We start from the raw sequence: 15,994 nt of genomic DNA, 5'->3' as shown, positions 1-15,994 counted from the left end.
ATGGACCGGTTCGGCGACCTCGACGTCTTCGCCCATGTCGTCACGGCGAGGAGCATGTCCGCTGCCGCCCGCGAGCTCAGCCTCTCGCCGGCCGTCATTTCCAAGCGCATCCGCCGCCTGGAGGACCGGCTCGGCGTCCGCCTGCTCCAGCGCACCACGCGCCAGCTGTCGCTGACCGAGGCCGGCCAGGGCTTCTACGAGCGGGTGGTGTCGATCCTCGGCTCGATCGAGGAAGCCGAGGCCTGGGTCGCCAGCGGCGCCGGCCAGGCACGCGGAACCTTGCGCGTCTCGGCGCCGACCTCGTTCGGGCGCATGCATGTCGCACCGCATCTCAAACCCTTCCTCGACGCCAACCCTGCGGTGAATGTCGAGCTGATCCTGAGCGACGGGTTCGTCGACATCATCGCGGAGGGTTTCGATCTCGCGGTGCGGATCGCCGACCTGCGCGATTCCAGCCTGGTGGCGAAGCGGCTGGCGCCGAACCATCGCGTGCTCTGTGCAACGCCTGACTATCTGTCCGCCCATGGGACGCCCGAGACGATCGAGGACCTGTCGCGCCACACGCTCGTCGCCCACAATGCCGACCAGTGGCGGCTCGACGGACCGGAAGGGCAGGTCACTGTCCGGCTCAACGGGCCGCTGCGGACCAATTCCAGCGAGGTGGTGCGTGAGGCCCTGCTCGCCGGCGTCGGCATCGCCCTGCGCTCGACCTGGGATGTCGGGCCGGAGCTGAAATCGGGCGCGCTCACCAGGGTGCTGCCGGCCTATTCGGTCGGCAAGCGTGTCGCTGTCTATGCGGTCTACCCGAGCCGCCGGCACATGGAACAGAAGGTGCGCGCCTTCGTCGATTATCTGGCAGAGCTCTATGGGGCGACGCCTTACTGGGACGAGGGGTTGGCGCTGTAGAGTTTAAAGTTGGCGTCATGCTCGGGCGAAGACTCGAGCATCTCAGACCGGAAGAGGCCCGATCGACGCCTTCTCGTCACGAGATTCTCGGGTCCGCGCTTCGCTTCGCCCGAGAATGACGCCCGGACATGCTCCCCTTGTGTCTCCCGCGATTGCCTCTGCCATTCCAATCGTCGATCCTCCCGCGCCACCAGGGAGGACAGGCATGACATTCGGCTTCATCGAGGGCTTTCGCGTCGAGGTGCTCGACCCGCGCTTCCATCGGATCGTGCCCGGCTCGGCCCGGATGGAGCGGCTGTGGACCGGGGCGCGCTGGTCGGAAGGCCCGGCCTGGTTCCCGGCACACCAGACGCTGGTCTGGTCGGACATCCCGAACGACCGGATGCTGCGCTACGACGCGCTCACCGGCCAGGTCGGCACCTTCCGTCAGCCGGCGCGCAATTCGAACGGCAACACCGTCGACCGGCAGGGAAGGCTCGTGACCTGCGAGCATGGCGGGCGGCAGGTGACACGCACCGAGCATGACGGCTCGGTCACCGTGCTGGCGAGCCATTACCAGGGCAAGCGGCTGAACTCACCCAACGACGTGGTGGTGAGGTCGGACGGCTCGATCTGGTTCACCGATCCCGATTACGGCATCCTGACCGACTATGAGGGCGACAAGGCCGAAAGCGAGATCGGCCGCTGCAATGTCTATCGCATCGATCCGCAGAGTGGCGACGTCACCATCGTCGCCGACGATTTCGTCAAGCCGAACGGGCTCGCCTTCTCGCCCGACGAGAGCGCGCTCTACATCGCCGACACCGGCGCGAGCCATGACCCGCAGAACGGGCCGCGCCATATCCGCAAGCTCGCGGTGACCGGCGACGGCAGGACGCTCGGCGCTTCCTCGGTCTTCGCGACCTGCACCAACGGGCTGTTCGACGGCTTCCGCTTCGACGTTGCCGGGCGGCTCTGGAGCAGCGCCGCCGACGGCATCCATGTCTACGATCCGGACGGCACGCTGATCGGCAAGGTTCTGGTGCCGGAGGTGGTGGCCAATCTCTGCTTCGGTGGGCCGAAGCGCAACCGCCTGTTCATCTGCGGCACGACCTCGCTCTATTCGCTGATGACCCACACAAACGGCGTGGCCTGAGGTTCAGCTCTCGCCGCTCGGCTTCTCGGGCTTCACCCAGCCGACGAGGAAGGGCATCAGCAGCCCGAGCAGCATGAAGCGCACCAGATGGTGCGCGCCGACATAGAGCGGATCGAGCCCCATGGCGAAGGCGAGCATCGCCATGGCCTCGAGCCCGCCCGGCGCGAAGGCGGCCATGGCACTGGCATAGGGCACGCCGGCAAGCCAGGCCGCCGGCCAGGCGAAGGCGAAGGCGACTGCCATCGAAACGACGAAGCCGCCGATCGCGAGCGGGAACAGCGCCGCGATCTCGTTGCGCTTGAGATTGGAGACACGCCCGCCCATGGCGGCGCCGAGCATCACCATCACCGCGATCGCGATCTCCGGCGGCATGGTGCCGTGAACGAGGCCGGTGCCGTGCAGCACGGCGCTCGCCAGGGTCGCGCCGAGGATGAAGGGCGCGGTGATGCCGATCCGCTCGAAGACCAGCCCGGTGACGAGACCGCTGCCGAGCAGCAGCGCCATATCGCCGACGCTCGCGATTGCGACCGGAGGCGGCAGAGCGAGCGGCCCGCCGCTACTCAACTTCATGATGCTGGGCAGGACCGCGACCAGGACGAGGATGCGGAAGAGCTGGATCGCGGCGATGCGGCCGATATTGGCGCCCTTGTCCTGCGCCACCGAGATCACGGCCGAGAGCGCGCCGGGCGCGGCCGCGAGCAGCGAGTCGATCCAGCTCCAGCGTGCGACGAAGCGCAGATAGGCGCCCGTCGCCAGCATGATCGCGAGGAGGCCGACCACGAGGACCAGCAGCGAGCCGGGATAACGCGCCGTCGCGGCGAGCGCTTCGGGCGTCGCCGCCGAGCCGATCAGCGCGCCCGACATCACCATGGTCGAATCGAACCAGGGACGGCGCAGATCAGGCAGCGGCCGGGTGATCCCGAGGATCGAAACCAGCAGCATCGAGCCGGAAAGCCAGGCGGCCGGCACGTCGAGCAAGGCGAAGAGCGTGCCACCGACCGCCGCGCAGGCGATCACCGCCGCTTCGCGCGACAGGGTTCGCAGATGATAGGGGACGTAGCTCGGAACAGGCATGAGGCTCGTGATGCGCCATGACTGCGCACCGCGGCATCAATGCCGGCCGCCAGTCCTCAGGTCAAACGCCCCGCGCGCATTCGGGGCATGACACTGGCGGTCAGCCCGTCAGCGCCTTCTGCAGCCGAGCCACCGCCTCGACGAGGTCCGAGGCCTTGCGGGCGAAGCAGAAGCGCAGACCAGTCTCGCCCCCGGGGCCGAAGGCGGTGCCCGGCGCCAGGCCGACATTGGCCGTGTCGACCAGTTCGATCGCGAGCTTGCGGGAATCGGTCCAGCCATCGACGCTGAAGAACTGGTAGAAGGCGCCGTCGGGTGCCTGCAAGTTGACGCGATTGGTCGCCTTCAGCCCCTCGGCGACGATACGGCGCCCTTCGGTGGCGCGGGCGATCTGCTCGGCGACGAAGGGCTCGCCCTCCTCCAGCGCCGCGATGGCGGCACGCTGGACGAAGACCGGCGAGCCGGAGGTCGAATACTGGATCAGGTTCTCGACGATCTGGCCGAAGGCCGGCGGGACCTCGATCCAGCCGACGCGCCAGCCGGTCATCGCCCAGTTCTTCGAGAAGGTCTGGACGAAGAGGACGCGGTCCTCCTGCTCCATCACATCATGGAAGGAAGCAGCGCGCGGCGAGCCGTCATAGACGAAGCGGGCATAGATCTCGTCGGCGATGATCCAGATGCCGTATTTGCGGGCGATGGCGAGGATGGCGGCGAGCTCGTCACGCGTCGCCGTCCAGCCGGTCGGGTTGGCCGGCGAGTTGATGACGAAGGCGCGGGTGCGCGGCGAGATCGCGGCTTCCAGCTTTTCGAGGTCGAGCGTGAAGCGCCCGTCCTTGAACTCCATCGGTACACAGACCGGATTGGCGCCGGCGACGCCCATGGCAGCAGCGAAATTCGGCCAGGCCGGAGTCGGGATGATCAATTCGTCGCCGACGCCCGCGATCAGCCGGACCGCGATCTGAACCGACTGCATGCCCGAGCCGGTGACGTAGAAACGGTCCATATTGAAAGGACGGCCATAGAGCGCGGTGTGGTAGCGCGCCAATGCCTCGCGCAGCTCCGGAATGCCGCGCTGCCAGGTGTAGAAGGTCTCGCCATCGGCCAGCGACTTGTTGGCGGCGCGGACGATGAATTCGGGCGTCGGCAAGTCGCCCTCACCGACCCAGAGCGGGATCAGCCCGGGTTTGAGCCGGCCGTGATTGACGACCTCGACGATACCGCTCTCGGGCGCATTGCGTGCCTCGGGGCGCAGGTCCGCGATCAGGCTGGTGCCGGCCGGTGCGTGCATGTTCATGGGCGATCCTTCGGGCGATCCGTCGCGAGAAACATGCAGGCCAATCTAACGCAGAAAGCGTCGCGGCGGCATGAATTGACGAGATCGACCCGATCGGTCGCGGTGATGGATCGCGGAGCGCGCTCGGAGGTTCCGGCGCGCCCCGGGAAGACGTCAGGCCTTCTGCTTCAGCAGGTCGCGGATCTCGCCGAGCAGCACGACGTCCTGCGCAGGCGGCGCGGGCTCGGCGGGCTTGGCCGCTTCCTTGCGCTTGAGGCGGTTGATCCCCTTGACGACCATGAACAGCACGAAGGCGATGATCATGAAATTGACGGCGATGGTGAGGAAGCTGCCATAGGCGAGGACGGCGCCCTGCTTCTTGGCATCGACGAGGACCGGTGCGGTGACGGCGCTGTTGAGGCCGATGAAGTAATTGGAGAAGTCGACGCTGCCGATCGCGCCGATCAGCGGCATGATGATGTCGCCGACAAGCGATTCGACGATCTTGCCGAAAGCCGCGCCGATGATCACGCCGATGGCGAGATCGACGACATTACCCTTCAGGGCAAATTCCTTGAATTCCTTGATCATAGCGCGCCTTTCCGAATGCCTGGCCAGTCTTCGGCATCACGCTGCGCAATGCCGCCCCCGCGGCAAGCTAGATCATCTGCGGCGGCAGAGGAAACCGCTTTCGGGCCGTTTTCCTCGGCCTTTCACCGGGTAAACACCGGTTTCAGGCTCCGAATATCCTAATGCCAAGTCGAGATGACAACGAACGCTGCGGCAGGGATTCCAGCCCTGCCGCAGCGTTCGTTTTCCCTTCAGTGCCCGATTCGGCCCGGCGCCAAGGGCTTGAAGCGGAAGATGTAATAGGGTGGCTTGTTGAGGCCCTTGCCATCGTTGAACACGGCGGCCTGGGCGAGCTGTGCGGCCGAGACATACATGAAACCGTCGGGCGAATAGCTGACGCCATCGGGCCAGTGCAGTCCCTCGTGCGCGGCGAAACGCCGGTACTGGCGGCCATCGGCGGGGATGACGCCGACCGCCTTCGCCTCCACCTCGGTGAGGTAGAGATTGCCCCTGGCGTCGAGCGAAAAGCCGCCATTGTTCGGCTTGGCCGCGTAGCGCTCGACCTTGCCGCTGAGCCCGGCATCGCTGAGACGCTCATCGTTCAGGTCGGGGATGCGCAGGCGATAGACGCTCGTGCCATTGAGCGGCGCGAAATAGAGCCAGGTAAAATCCTTATCAGCCGCGATGCCGTCGGCGCCGACCTTGATCACGGCGGGCTTGCCGTCCTTGCCAGGCACGGTGAGATCCTTGCCTTCGACCGTGATCGGCCGATTTTCCGGCAGCGTGCTGGCATGGCCTTGGAGCACACGGCGCGCCGCGCCGGTGTCCATGTCGACCACGACCAGCGCCGCCTTGCTGCCGTCGCCGCCCGGTCCGATGCCTTCGTCGGCGATGTAGAACTTGCGGTTCTTCAGGTCGACGACGAAGTCGTTGTGCTGCGATTCCGGTAGCGAAGCCGGGGCCGGGATATAGTAGATCCGGTGCAGCCGGTTGCGCTTCACGTCCCAGCCGACGATCTTGGGCGTCAGCGGCGTACGCTGCCCCATATCCATCAGCCAGATGATGCCGTTCTCGTCGCCGCGCAGGCCGAGCACGCTGTCGAGATAGCGGTCGGTACCCGGCCGAGGCGTGTTCCAGCTCGCATCCGGGAACGGCTTGAACGACTTGCGATCCGGGTTGAGCTCGGCGACGCGGATGTCCGGCGCGAAGAACGGGTGGTGGCTGAAGATCACCCGCTTGTCCGGCGTGAAGGTGATGTTGCCGACCGCCTGGGGTAATTCGGCGAAGATTTCGGCCTTCACCGGTTCAGCCGGCTGCTGGGCTCGCGCAGCATGGGGTGCCACGAGGAATCCGGCCGCGATCGCAACCTTGACGACAACGCGCATTGTTCTTTCCTCCCCTTCTTTCAGAAGCCTTCAAGGACGATCTTGCCCTTGGCCTTGCCGCTTTCGAGCAGGGCATGGGCGCGCTTGAGATTGGTGGCGTCGATCCTGCCGAAATGCTCGCCGAGCGTGGTCCTGAGCTTGCCGGCATCGACCATGGCGCTGACCTCGTTGAGCAGCACATGCTGGGCCTCGATGTCGGCAGTGCCGAAGAGCGAGCGCGTGAACATCAGCTCCCAGTGCAGCGAGACGCTCTTGCGTTTGAGCTTCATCACATCGATCGGTTCGGGATCGTCGATCAGGCCGAAGCGGCCCTGCGGCGCGATCAGCTCGACGATCTCGTCGAAATGCCGGTCGGTCTGGGTGGTTGAGAAGACGAAGGCTGGCGCGCCGATGCCGAGTGCGGCGACCTGGGCGGCCAGCGGCCTGGTGTGGTCGACGACATGGTCGGCGCCGAGCTCCCTGACCCAGGCCTGTGTTTCCGGCCGCGAGGCGGTCGCGATCACCGTGACGTCGCTGAGCTGCCTGGCGAGCTGGATCGCGATCGAACCAACGCCACCGGCGCCGCCGATGATGAGGAGCGCATTCGCCACTCCCGGCACCGGCTTGCGGATGTCGAGCCGGTCGAACAGCATCTCCCAGGCGGTGATCGCGGTCAGCGGCAGCGCCGCGGCTTCCGCGACCGAAAGCGAAGCCGGCCGGCGCCCGACGATACGCTCGTCGACCAGATGATATTCGGCATTGGTGCCCGAGCGGCCGATCGCGCCGGCGTAGAAGACCTTGTCGCCCGGCTTGAACAGTCTCGCCTCGGGGCCAGCCGCCTCGACGATGCCGGCAGCGTCCCAGCCGAGGACCTTCACGCTGCCCGGCTCGGGCTGCGAGCGCCAGCGCATCTTGGTGTCGACCGGATTGACCGAGACCGCCTCGACCCGAACCAGCAGGTCGCGGCCGGCCGCCGCCGGCTTGGCGAGCGTGAGATCGAGCAGCGCTTCGGCATGCTCGATCGGATGGGATGCGCGGTAGCCAACGGCCTTCATCGGAATATCTCCTGTTGAAGGCCGAGAAATACTGATAGGCTCCTGAGCTGCAATACGCACAAATCGGACCAGTAGTATCACAATGGATACTGTCGGATGCTGAAGACGAAGAAACGCTACGACTGCGCCGCCGGCTGCCCGGTCGAGGCGACGCTCGACCTGATCGACGGCAAGTGGAAGGGCGTGATCATCTATCACCTGCTCTCGGGCACGCTGCGCTTCAACGAGATCCGCCGGAAGCTGCCGAGCGCGACGCAGCGCATGCTCACCCGGCAATTGCGCGAGCTGGAAGAGTGCGGGCTCGTGACCCGCACCGTCTATGCGCAGGTTCCGCCGCGCGTCGACTACGCCCTCACGGACGAAGGCCGCTCGCTCGAAGAGATCGTCCGCGCCATGCATGCCTGGGGAGCGCGGCGGCTGGAACGGCTGACGCAGGTCCAGACAGCAGCCTGAAACCGGCCTAAAGACCGATGGCGGCAATGGCGCGGCGGCGATAGGTTTGCCGGCGATCGCCGTTGCAAGGAGGTGCGATGCTTCCGGCCTGGTCCGTCGTCCTGAGCGCGCTCGGCTATCTCTGCGTGCTGTTCGCGATCGCCCATCTCGCGGACACAGCCGGCCGCCGCCTGATGACCGGGCGGGCGCGCACGACGATCTATGCGCTGGCGCTCGGAGTCTACTGCACCTCCTGGACCTTTTACGGCTCGGTCGGCTTCGCCAACCGGGCCGGTCTCGACTTCCTCGGCATCTATGTCGGCCCGGCGCTGGTGATCGGGCTTGGGCACCGCTTCGTCGCCCGCATCGTCAGCATCGCCAAGTCGCAGAACATCACCTCGGTCGCCGACTTCGTCGGCGCGCGCTACGGCAAGAGCGAGCGCGTCGCGGCGCTGGTCTGCATCGTCGCGGTGATCGGCGCCCTGCCCTATATCGCCCTGCAACTGAAGGCGGTGGCGAACTCGCTCTCGGTGTTCTTCGCCGCCGCCGGCGGGCCGCCGCCGATGACCGACGTGCCGGTGCTGAGCGACCTCGCCTTCCTGGTCGCGTTGGTGCTGGCCGGTTTCGCCTGCGCCTTCGGCACCCGCCATATCGACGCAACCGAGCACCAGGACGGGCTGGTGCTGGCGATCGCTGTCGAGTCGCTGATCAAGCTTATCGCCTTCCTGGCGCTCGGCGTCTTCGTCGTCTACGGCCTGTTCGACGGCGCTGGCGACCTCTTCGCCCAGGCGACAAGAGCGGCAGGCGACAGGCCGCCGATCTGGGAGCGGACGTCAAGCTGGCCGATGTTCCTGACGCTGACGGCGCTGTCCTCCTGCGCCGCGCTCTTGCTGGCGCGGCAGTTCCACATGGCGATCGTCGAGAACCGCGATGTCCGCGACGTGCGCCGCGCCGCCTGGATGTTCCCGCTCTACCTCGTGCTGATCAACCTGTTCGTGCTGCCCTTGGCGGCGGCCGGCGAAGTCCTGCTGCCGGGGACGGCGGTCGACCGCGACATGACCGTGTTGTTACTGCCGCTGGAGAAACAGGCCGGCCTCATTGCCCTGTTCGTCTTCATCGGCGGGCTCTCGGCCGGCACCGCGATGGTGATCGTCGCCTCGGTTGCGCTCGCGATCATGATCTCGAACCACCTCGTCACGCCGCTGCTGCTGCGCGGGCGCGGCGTCAGCGTCGATCCCGAGCGTGCGGCCGCGATGATCGAGCGCAAAGGCCGCAGCGGTCCAACCGGCGGTGATCTCGGCTCGCAGGTGGTGCATATCCGGCGCCTCGCCATCGTCGCGGTGATCCTGCTCGGCTACGCCTATTACCGCGCCGCGGGCGAGGCGGCGCTGGTCTCGATCGGCCTGCTCTCATTCGCCGCCACCGCGCAGATCGCGCCGGCCTTCTTCGGCGGGCTGATCTGGCGGCGCGGCACGGCGCTCGGCGCCGCGGCCGGCCTGTCGGCGGGCCTGCTGACCTGGCTCTACACGCTGCTGATGCCGAGCCTGGCCAACCCCGGCGGCTACTGGGCCGGGATCGTCGAGTACGGACCGCTCGGCATCGCCGCCTTGCGGCCGGAAGCCCTGTTCGGCCTGTCACTGCCGGCGCTGCCGCACGGCGTGCTCTGGAGCCTCGGCATCAACCTCGTCTGCTATCTCGGCTTCTCGCTGGTGCGGCCGGCAAGCGCGATGGAGCGGCTGCAGGCCAACGCCTTCGTCGAGTCGGACCGGGCGACCATGGCCCAGTCGTTCTCGCTCTGGCGCTCCAGCGTCACCGAGGCTGAGCTTCAATCGACGATCGGCCGCTATCTCGGCCAGGAGCGGACGCAGCGCGCCTTCGAGGGCTTTGCCCATTCACGCGGCGAGGTCCTGAACGGGACGCGCGAGGCCGACATCCACATGCTCCGCTTCGGCGAGCACCTGCTCTCCTCGGCGATCGGCGCCGCGTCGTCGCGCCTCGTGCTGTCGCTGCTACTGAAACGGCGCAACCTCTCGACCGAAGCCGCCTTCAAGCTGCTCGACGATGCCTCGGCCGCATTGCAGTACAATCGCGATATTCTTCAAAATGGCCTCGACCATGCCGGCCAGGGCATCACCGTGCTCGACCGGGATCTTCGCCTGCTCGCCTGGAACAAGGCCTTCATCCAGCTCTACGACCTGCCGCCCTCGCTGGTGCGCTTCGGTACCGGGCTCGACGAGATCGTGCGCTACAACGCCCAGCGCGGCGCCTATGGCGCCGGCCCGCAGGACGAGTTGATGGCGGCGCGGCTGGAGAGCTTTATCAATGATCGCGAGCCCGTCCGGCTCAGGCTCTACCCGTCCAAGAACGTGATCGAGATCCGCTCGAATCCGCTACCCGATGGCGGCATTGTCACCACCTATACCGACATCACCGACTCGGTCGCCGCCGAGGAGGAACTGGAGCGGACCAACGAGACGCTGGAAAAGCGCGTCGCCGAGCGCACCGAGGAAATCCGGCACGTCAACACCGAATTGCAGCGCGCCAAGGCCGAGGCCGACGAGGCCAATGCCTCGAAGACGCGTTTCCTCGCCGCCGCCAGCCACGATATTTTGCAGCCTTTGAATGCCGCTCGGCTCTACGCCTCCGCCCTGGTCGAGCGCGACCGCAGCAGCGCCCAACCCGACCTCGCCGAGAACATCGACGCCTCGCTCGACGCGGTCGAGGAGATCCTGACCGCGTTGCTCGAGATCTCCCGGCTCGACGGCGGCGCGCTCAAGCCCGAGATCAGCGCCTTCCGCCTCGACGAATTGATGCGCCAGCTGCAGCGCGAATTCGAGCCGAGCGCCCAGGAGAAGGGCCTCAACCTCATCTTTGCCGCGACCTCGACGACCGTCCGCTCCGACCGCCGCCTGCTGCGCCGGCTGCTGCAGAACCTGATCTCGAACGCGATCAAGTATACGCCGAGCGGCAAGGTGCTGGTCGGCTGCCGCAGGCGTAACGGGCAGGTCGCGATCGAGGTGCTCGATACCGGGCTCGGCATCCCCGCGAGCAAGCAGAAGACCGTGTTCCGCGAGTTCCAGCGTCTCGACCAGGGCGCCAAGGTGGCGCGTGGCCTCGGCCTCGGCCTGTCCATCGTCGAACGCATCGCGCGTACCCTCGACCACAAGCTCGTGCTCGCCTCGACACCGGGACGCGGGACGCGCTTCTCGATCCTGGTGCCGCGGGCTGCGCCGCTGCCGGCGATGGCGACGACGCAGGCCGCGCGCGGTACGCCGTCGAGCAGCCAGCTCGCAGGTCTCAAGCTGCTCGCTATCGACAATGAGCCGACGATCCTCGACGGCATGCGGCTTCTGCTCGGCGGCTGGGGCTGCAAGGTCGAGACCGCGCGCGATCTCGACGAAGCCTCCGCTGTGATCGCCGCCAGCGGCCCGCCGGATGTGCTGATCGCCGACTACCATCTCGATCATGGCGAGAACGGCATCGCGCTGATCTCGACGCTGCGGCAGAGCGTTGGCGGCCTGCCGGCAATCCTGCTGACCGCCGACCGCTCACCCGAAGTGCGGGAAGAAGCTGGGGCGCTCGACATCCATGTGCTGAACAAGCCGCTGAAGCCGGGCGCGCTGCGGGCGCTGCTGGCGCAATGGCGCGCGACAAGGCTGGCGGCGGAGTGAGGAAGCACGTCCTGCTCGGGCTTGACCCGAGCATCTCAGGCCGAATGAGGCTCTGGTCAGTGCCCCTGTCGTCCTGAGATTCTCGGGTCTGCGCTTCGCTCCGCCCGAGAATGACGGCGCATCACGCTTCCATCGCCGTCCCAGCCTGCCGCAACGCCTCCTCGGCCGCCAGGAAGGCTGCGACCTCGTGGCTCGGCTCCGGGCTTTCCACCGCGACGCCCATCTCAGCGAACAGGCGGGCTGCCGGCACATAGGCCCGGCCCTTTCGGTCGTAGAGCGCAGCCCGGACGAGCGCGACCGCGGCGACGATCTCGCTGCCGTCGCGCCCTTCAGTCAGGATGCGGTGCTGGATCACGACCCAGCCCTCGCTCCAGCAGAGCAGCCGCGTCTCCAGCCTGAGCGCCCGGAACAGGCGGACCTCGCGGCGGAAGCGGATCGTGCCGCAATTGACCACCGGCACCCAGCCATGGCGCAGGATCGCGCGCCACAGGCCGCTGCGCAGCATCAGATCGGCGCGACCGAGATCCATCAGCCCCCAATAGCGGGCATTGTTCATGTGCAGGCTGGTGTCGAGATCGTGGAACCAGACCCGGAAGGGCAGGATCGAGGCCTCGAAGGGCGGTTTCAGCTTCGGCTGGAAGGGCCGCGTCAGCAGCAGCCAGATGAGGCGGAACCAGAGATTCATGGCGGCGTCCCGGAATGGAATAGTTTAGTTGTAAACATTTTTGCGCGCGCGGCCAGAGCCGCTGCCACGACGCTTTCAGCGGCAAGCCCTTTCGCCTTGGATTAGCCTTCTCGCATCTGCATGTTGCGCTGCACGATCATGCGGCGCAGTCCCCTGCAACAGCGCCGCCATGCGGACAATGCGGGCTCGCGCGCAAGATCATGCTTGCCAAGCGCGCTTTTTGCGCAGAAACATCTGCGCTTTCCGGTGACTGCACCAGATGCCGCCGGCCCACGGGACGATGCTCCAGCGATGCAGATCGAACTCGATTCCCGCGACAGGACGATCCTGCGCATCCTTCAGAAGGATGGCCGGATCACCAATTCGGACCTGGCCGAGAAGGTGCATCTCTCGCCTTCCGCCTGCCTGCGGCGCGTGCGCCAGCTCGAGGAGAGCGGGCTGATCCGCGGCTATGTGATGATGCTCGACGAGCGCATCGCCGGCTTCCCCGGCACCGCCTTCGTCTTCGTCACGCTCGACCAGCAGGGCCGCGCCTCGCTGGAGAGTTTCGAGAAGGCCGTACAGGACCTGCCCGAGATCCTCGAATGCCACCTGCTCGCCGGCGCGCACGATTACCTGATGCGGGTAATCTACCGCGACAGCGCCGATTTCGAGCGCATCCACACCGACATCATCACGCAACTGCCGGGCGTCACCCGGGTGCAATCGACGCTGACGCTGCGCACGATCAAGAAGACTTCGTCGCTACCGATGTGACCATCGGGGTTGCGGCGAACGGGGCCAGAGTCGATAACGAGCCCCCAACAGGAATCGCGCCCGTGACCGACGCCAAGACCAATGCCGATGTCGCCGGCCTGCCTTTCGAGGCGGCCCTGAAGGAGCTTGAGGCGATCGTCGCCCGGCTCGAGCGCGGCGATGTCGCGCTGGAAGAATCGATCGACATCTACACCCGCGGCGAGGCGCTGAAGGCGCGCTGCGACGCACTGCTGAAGCAGGCCGAGGCGCGGATCGAGAAGATTACGCTCGGCGCCGACGGCAAGCCGACCGGCACCCAGCCCCTCGACGTCGGAAACTAGGAACGCAGCCGGCGCGCCGCGAGATGCGGACCACGCCCTCCATAGCGAGCAAGCCGGTCACGGCCCCGCCGCCGCTCGAGCTGGCGATCTCGCTGACCGGCGAGGACCGCGTCGCCGGCGCGATGCATCTCTACCGCGACCTGATCGCGACGCGCCGCCGGAATGTCCTGGTCTTCACCGGCATCGCACTGCTCCTGATCGCGGTCGGGCAGCTCTCGACCTCCTGGGGCGGACGGGGGCGCGGCGACTTCGCCCTGATGGGGCGCAACTTCCTCGACGCGCTCACCGGCCCGACCGGCATTCTCCTCGCGACCTTCGCTGCGGCGGGTGGCATCGCCTATGCCCTCTTCGGCGCCTCGACTCGCCATCGCCTGCGACGCTGGTATCGGAACGAGGGCCTCACAACCGCGACGCCCTGCAGCTACCGCCTGCACGAAGGCGGTCTCGACAGCAGCGAGCCGTATCATCGCAGCCATATTCCGGCCGCGCGCCTGCGCCGCCTGGCCGAAGGTGGCGACCACTTTTTCATCGAGATCGAAGGGGTCGACGATCTCGTCGCGCTGCCGAAGCGAGACCTGTCGACCGAACAGCAGGCGCACCTTCAGGATTGGGCGCGGTTCTGTGTCGGGCAAGCTGCCACCATCAATCCAGGTGCACCAGAACAACCGATTTCGGCCACAAACCAAGCGTCTCTCGATCTGCGCTTCCATCTGACACCAGAGGACCGGACCGCCGCGATCATCCGCCAGCAGGGGCGCTTCTGGCCGCGCAGCCGCCTGCTGCGCCGGACTGCGTTCGGCCTCGTCTTCGCCGTGCTGCTGGTGCCGGCGGCGATGCTGTTCCTGTGGAGCATCGACCCTGATCGCGTACCCTTCGAATTCGCACTGCCGCTCTTCGCCGAGATGGCGGTGAAGACGTTCTGGCCGATCACCACAGGGCTCTGCGGCCTGGTTCTGCTCGGCTACTTCGCGACACCATTGTTCATGCGCCTCAATGCCAAGAGCCTCGGCAAGACCCTGCATCGGCGGGCCAGCGACGACGAGATCCGGGTCCTGGCCTCGCCAGAGGGCGCCATGAGCCGACAGCGCGGCCTCGAGAATCGCTATGATTGGGAGGCGTTCACTGGCATCGAGCGGCGCGGCGATCACATCTTCCTCGTCCTGCGCCATGGCGACCCGTTGCTGCTGCCCGCCCGCGTCCTCAGTTCCGACCAGATGCAGCTATTCGATCGACTGGCGGCCACGCATATCGGCCGCTCCGGAGGAATTGCATGACGGGGCTACGCCAGTTCGCGCTCTGCACTGCCCTGATAGGCAGCGCGCTGCTGGCTGGCCGGGCGAATGCGGAGCCGCTTCCCCTGCCGGATGGCCTCATGCTCGAGCTGCCGGATGGCTGGCGCATCGACGGACCGCCCGAGGGTACGACCGGCAAGGACGGGCGCACCCGCGTTCAGCTCGTCTGCGAGACAGAGACCTGCAAGCGCACGCAGGAGACCTGCACCGTGATGACGCGGGTCCAGCCCGTCGCCGGTGCCGATGACGAAGCCCGGCTGGCCTCGCTCTACGCTGCGCCGACCGACCGCTATTTCCGCATCCGCGCCGTACTGCGCAGTACCAGCAAGGATGCGCAGGTGCTGCAGCCCTTGGCGCGTGCCGCGCTAGGTTCGCGCGACTGGTGGGCAATCGAGACCGACGCCCGCCACAACTACAAATCCGGGCTGTTCGCCGAGACCGTGATCGACGGGCGCTATCTCGGCGTGATCTGCAAGACCTGCGAGACCGGCAGCGAGCGCCATCAGGCCGGCCGCGCCATCATGGCGAGCATCAGGCCGGCGGACTGATCGCTGCCGCTTCGCCGAGGACGGCTTCGATCAGGCGCGCGACGTGCTGCACCGCCGGATCGCGCTCGCTGCGCCGATGCCAGGCCAGATGCAAGGGGAACCCCTCGACCGCGACCGGCGGCTCAAAGGTAACGAAGCGCGCGGCCTCCTCCGGCGGCAAGGTCCGGCTCGGCAGGAGCGCGATCAGCTCCGAAGCCAGCAACAGCGGCGGCACGCTGAGGAAGCTCGGTACGACCAGGCCGATATGGCGCTTGCGCCCGAGCCGGGCCAGCGCCTCGTCGAGTGGGCCATGCGTCTCGCCTCGGCCGGAAACCAGCACATGCGGAAAGGCGAGCCAGCGGTCGAGATCGAAGCCGGCTCGCGCCGGGTGATCCCGGCGCATCGCCACGACATAGCGCTCGCGCAGCAGTTCCCGGCGAGTGAAGTCGGCGTCGATCGTCGGGAAAACGGAGATGGCGAGATCGGCGCGCCCCTGCGCCAGCGCCTCCAACGTCGCCTGCGCGCCCTGCCAGGGCAGGATGGCGAGAGTCAGGCCCGGCGCGGTCTGCATCAGCTGCGCATAGATCCGGCCGGTTAGCAGCGCGGGCGGCAGCTCGGCCGTCATCACCCTGACGGTCTGCGTCAGGCTCTTCAGATCGGGCTCCGGCGCATCGAGCAACTCGGTGAGCTGGGCAAGGATGTCGCGCAGCGGCTGCCGTAGCGTCTGGGCCTTCGCGGTAAGGCGCATCCGCCCCCTGCCCCGCAACAATAGCGGATCGCCTAAGAGGTGACGGCAGCGTTCGAGCGCGCTGGAGGCTGCCGGCTGCGACAGGCCGATCCGCTCGGCCGCGCGCGAGACATGCGCCTCGTCGAGCAGGGCGTCGAGCACGACGAGGAGGTTGAGGTCGATCGCCCGTAAATTCATGAAATCGATGAT

The 15,994-nt window shown here is 67.0% G+C and carries 15 protein-coding genes; 8 read left to right on the top strand and 7 right to left on the bottom strand.

The genetic code is table 11. The annotated features are described in order from the left end of the window. Both AC07O0_RS03935 and AC07O0_RS03930 read left to right on the top strand, forming a co-directional pair. The gene (locus tag AC07O0_RS03935) at positions 1-906 is read left to right on the top strand and encodes a LysR family transcriptional regulator (protein ID WP_494620209.1); all 906 of its coding nucleotides are present in this window, start codon (positions 1-3) and stop codon (positions 904-906) included. Between the two features lie 205 nt (positions 907-1,111). After that, positions 1,112-2,041: an SMP-30/gluconolactonase/LRE family protein gene (locus AC07O0_RS03930; protein WP_494620207.1), complete on the top strand. Its 930-nt coding sequence runs from the start codon at positions 1,112-1,114 to the stop codon at positions 2,039-2,041. 3 nt (positions 2,042-2,044) lie between these two features. Here AC07O0_RS03930 and AC07O0_RS03925 read toward each other — a convergent pair whose 3' ends face one another. The 5 genes from AC07O0_RS03925 to AC07O0_RS03905 form a co-directional block, all read right to left on the bottom strand. Next, entirely contained in the window at positions 2,045-3,115 is a 1,071-nt protein-coding gene (locus tag AC07O0_RS03925; protein ID WP_494620205.1) for an AbrB family transcriptional regulator, read from the bottom strand. Positions 3,116-3,215: 100 nt separating this feature from the next. Then, positions 3,216-4,406, bottom strand: a complete 1,191-nt coding sequence (locus AC07O0_RS03920) for a pyridoxal phosphate-dependent aminotransferase (RefSeq protein WP_494620203.1) — start codon at positions 4,404-4,406, stop codon at positions 3,216-3,218. Between the two features lie 153 nt (positions 4,407-4,559). Next, positions 4,560-4,976, bottom strand: a complete 417-nt coding sequence (mscL, locus tag AC07O0_RS03915; RefSeq protein ID WP_126113226.1) for a large conductance mechanosensitive channel protein MscL — start codon at positions 4,974-4,976, stop codon at positions 4,560-4,562. A 230-nt stretch (positions 4,977-5,206) separates the two neighbouring features. Next, entirely contained in the window at positions 5,207-6,340 is a 1,134-nt protein-coding gene (locus AC07O0_RS03910) for an L-dopachrome tautomerase-related protein (RefSeq protein ID WP_494620201.1), read from the bottom strand. Positions 6,341-6,360: 20 nt separating this feature from the next. After that, positions 6,361-7,374, bottom strand: a complete 1,014-nt coding sequence (locus tag AC07O0_RS03905; RefSeq protein WP_494620199.1) for a zinc-binding alcohol dehydrogenase family protein — start codon at positions 7,372-7,374, stop codon at positions 6,361-6,363. A 96-nt stretch (positions 7,375-7,470) separates the two neighbouring features. On the opposite strand from AC07O0_RS03905, the gene AC07O0_RS03900 reads away from it, so the two are divergent. After that, positions 7,471-7,827 (top strand): winged helix-turn-helix transcriptional regulator, encoded by a 357-nt coding sequence (locus AC07O0_RS03900; protein WP_494620197.1) that lies wholly within the window; start codon positions 7,471-7,473, stop codon positions 7,825-7,827. A gap of 77 nt (positions 7,828-7,904) precedes the next feature. Further along, positions 7,905-11,477 carry a PAS domain-containing hybrid sensor histidine kinase/response regulator gene (locus AC07O0_RS03895; RefSeq protein WP_494620195.1) on the top strand — a complete coding sequence of 1,191 codons (3,573 nt, stop codon included), beginning with the start codon at positions 7,905-7,907 and terminating at the stop codon, positions 11,475-11,477. Between the two features lie 121 nt (positions 11,478-11,598). On the opposite strand, the gene AC07O0_RS03890 is transcribed toward AC07O0_RS03895, so the two are convergent. Continuing rightward, entirely contained in the window at positions 11,599-12,162 is a 564-nt protein-coding gene (locus AC07O0_RS03890; RefSeq protein WP_494620193.1) for a thioesterase family protein, read from the bottom strand. Between the two features lie 291 nt (positions 12,163-12,453). On the opposite strand from AC07O0_RS03890, the gene AC07O0_RS03885 reads away from it, so the two are divergent. The 4 genes from AC07O0_RS03885 (at position 12,454) to AC07O0_RS03870 (ending at position 15,078) form a co-directional block, all read left to right on the top strand. After that, positions 12,454-12,918 carry an Lrp/AsnC family transcriptional regulator gene (locus AC07O0_RS03885; protein ID WP_171019692.1) on the top strand — a complete coding sequence of 155 codons (465 nt, stop codon included), beginning with the start codon at positions 12,454-12,456 and terminating at the stop codon, positions 12,916-12,918. A gap of 62 nt (positions 12,919-12,980) precedes the next feature. Further along, positions 12,981-13,238, top strand: coding sequence for an exodeoxyribonuclease VII small subunit (locus AC07O0_RS03880; protein WP_152017142.1), 258 nt, complete (start codon positions 12,981-12,983; stop codon positions 13,236-13,238). Between the two features lie 23 nt (positions 13,239-13,261). Next, positions 13,262-14,512 carry a YcxB family protein gene (locus AC07O0_RS03875; RefSeq protein WP_494620191.1) on the top strand — a complete coding sequence of 417 codons (1,251 nt, stop codon included), beginning with the start codon at positions 13,262-13,264 and terminating at the stop codon, positions 14,510-14,512. Beyond that, the gene (locus tag AC07O0_RS03870; protein WP_494620189.1) at positions 14,509-15,078 is read left to right on the top strand and encodes a hypothetical protein; all 570 of its coding nucleotides are present in this window, start codon (positions 14,509-14,511) and stop codon (positions 15,076-15,078) included. The genes AC07O0_RS03875 and AC07O0_RS03870 overlap by 4 nt, the downstream gene beginning before the upstream one ends. Here the strand turns inward: AC07O0_RS03870 and AC07O0_RS03865 are convergent. Further along, positions 15,062-15,982 (bottom strand): LysR family transcriptional regulator, encoded by a 921-nt coding sequence (locus tag AC07O0_RS03865; RefSeq protein ID WP_494620187.1) that lies wholly within the window; start codon positions 15,980-15,982, stop codon positions 15,062-15,064. The genes AC07O0_RS03870 and AC07O0_RS03865 overlap by 17 nt on opposite strands. Positions 15,983-15,994: the final 12 nt, after the last annotated feature.

Source organism: Allobosea sp. GW821-FHT10B12, assembly GCF_059415545.1.
Note: the sequence above shows the minus strand (reverse complement) of the source record. Positions and strands in the feature narration are given on the sequence as shown.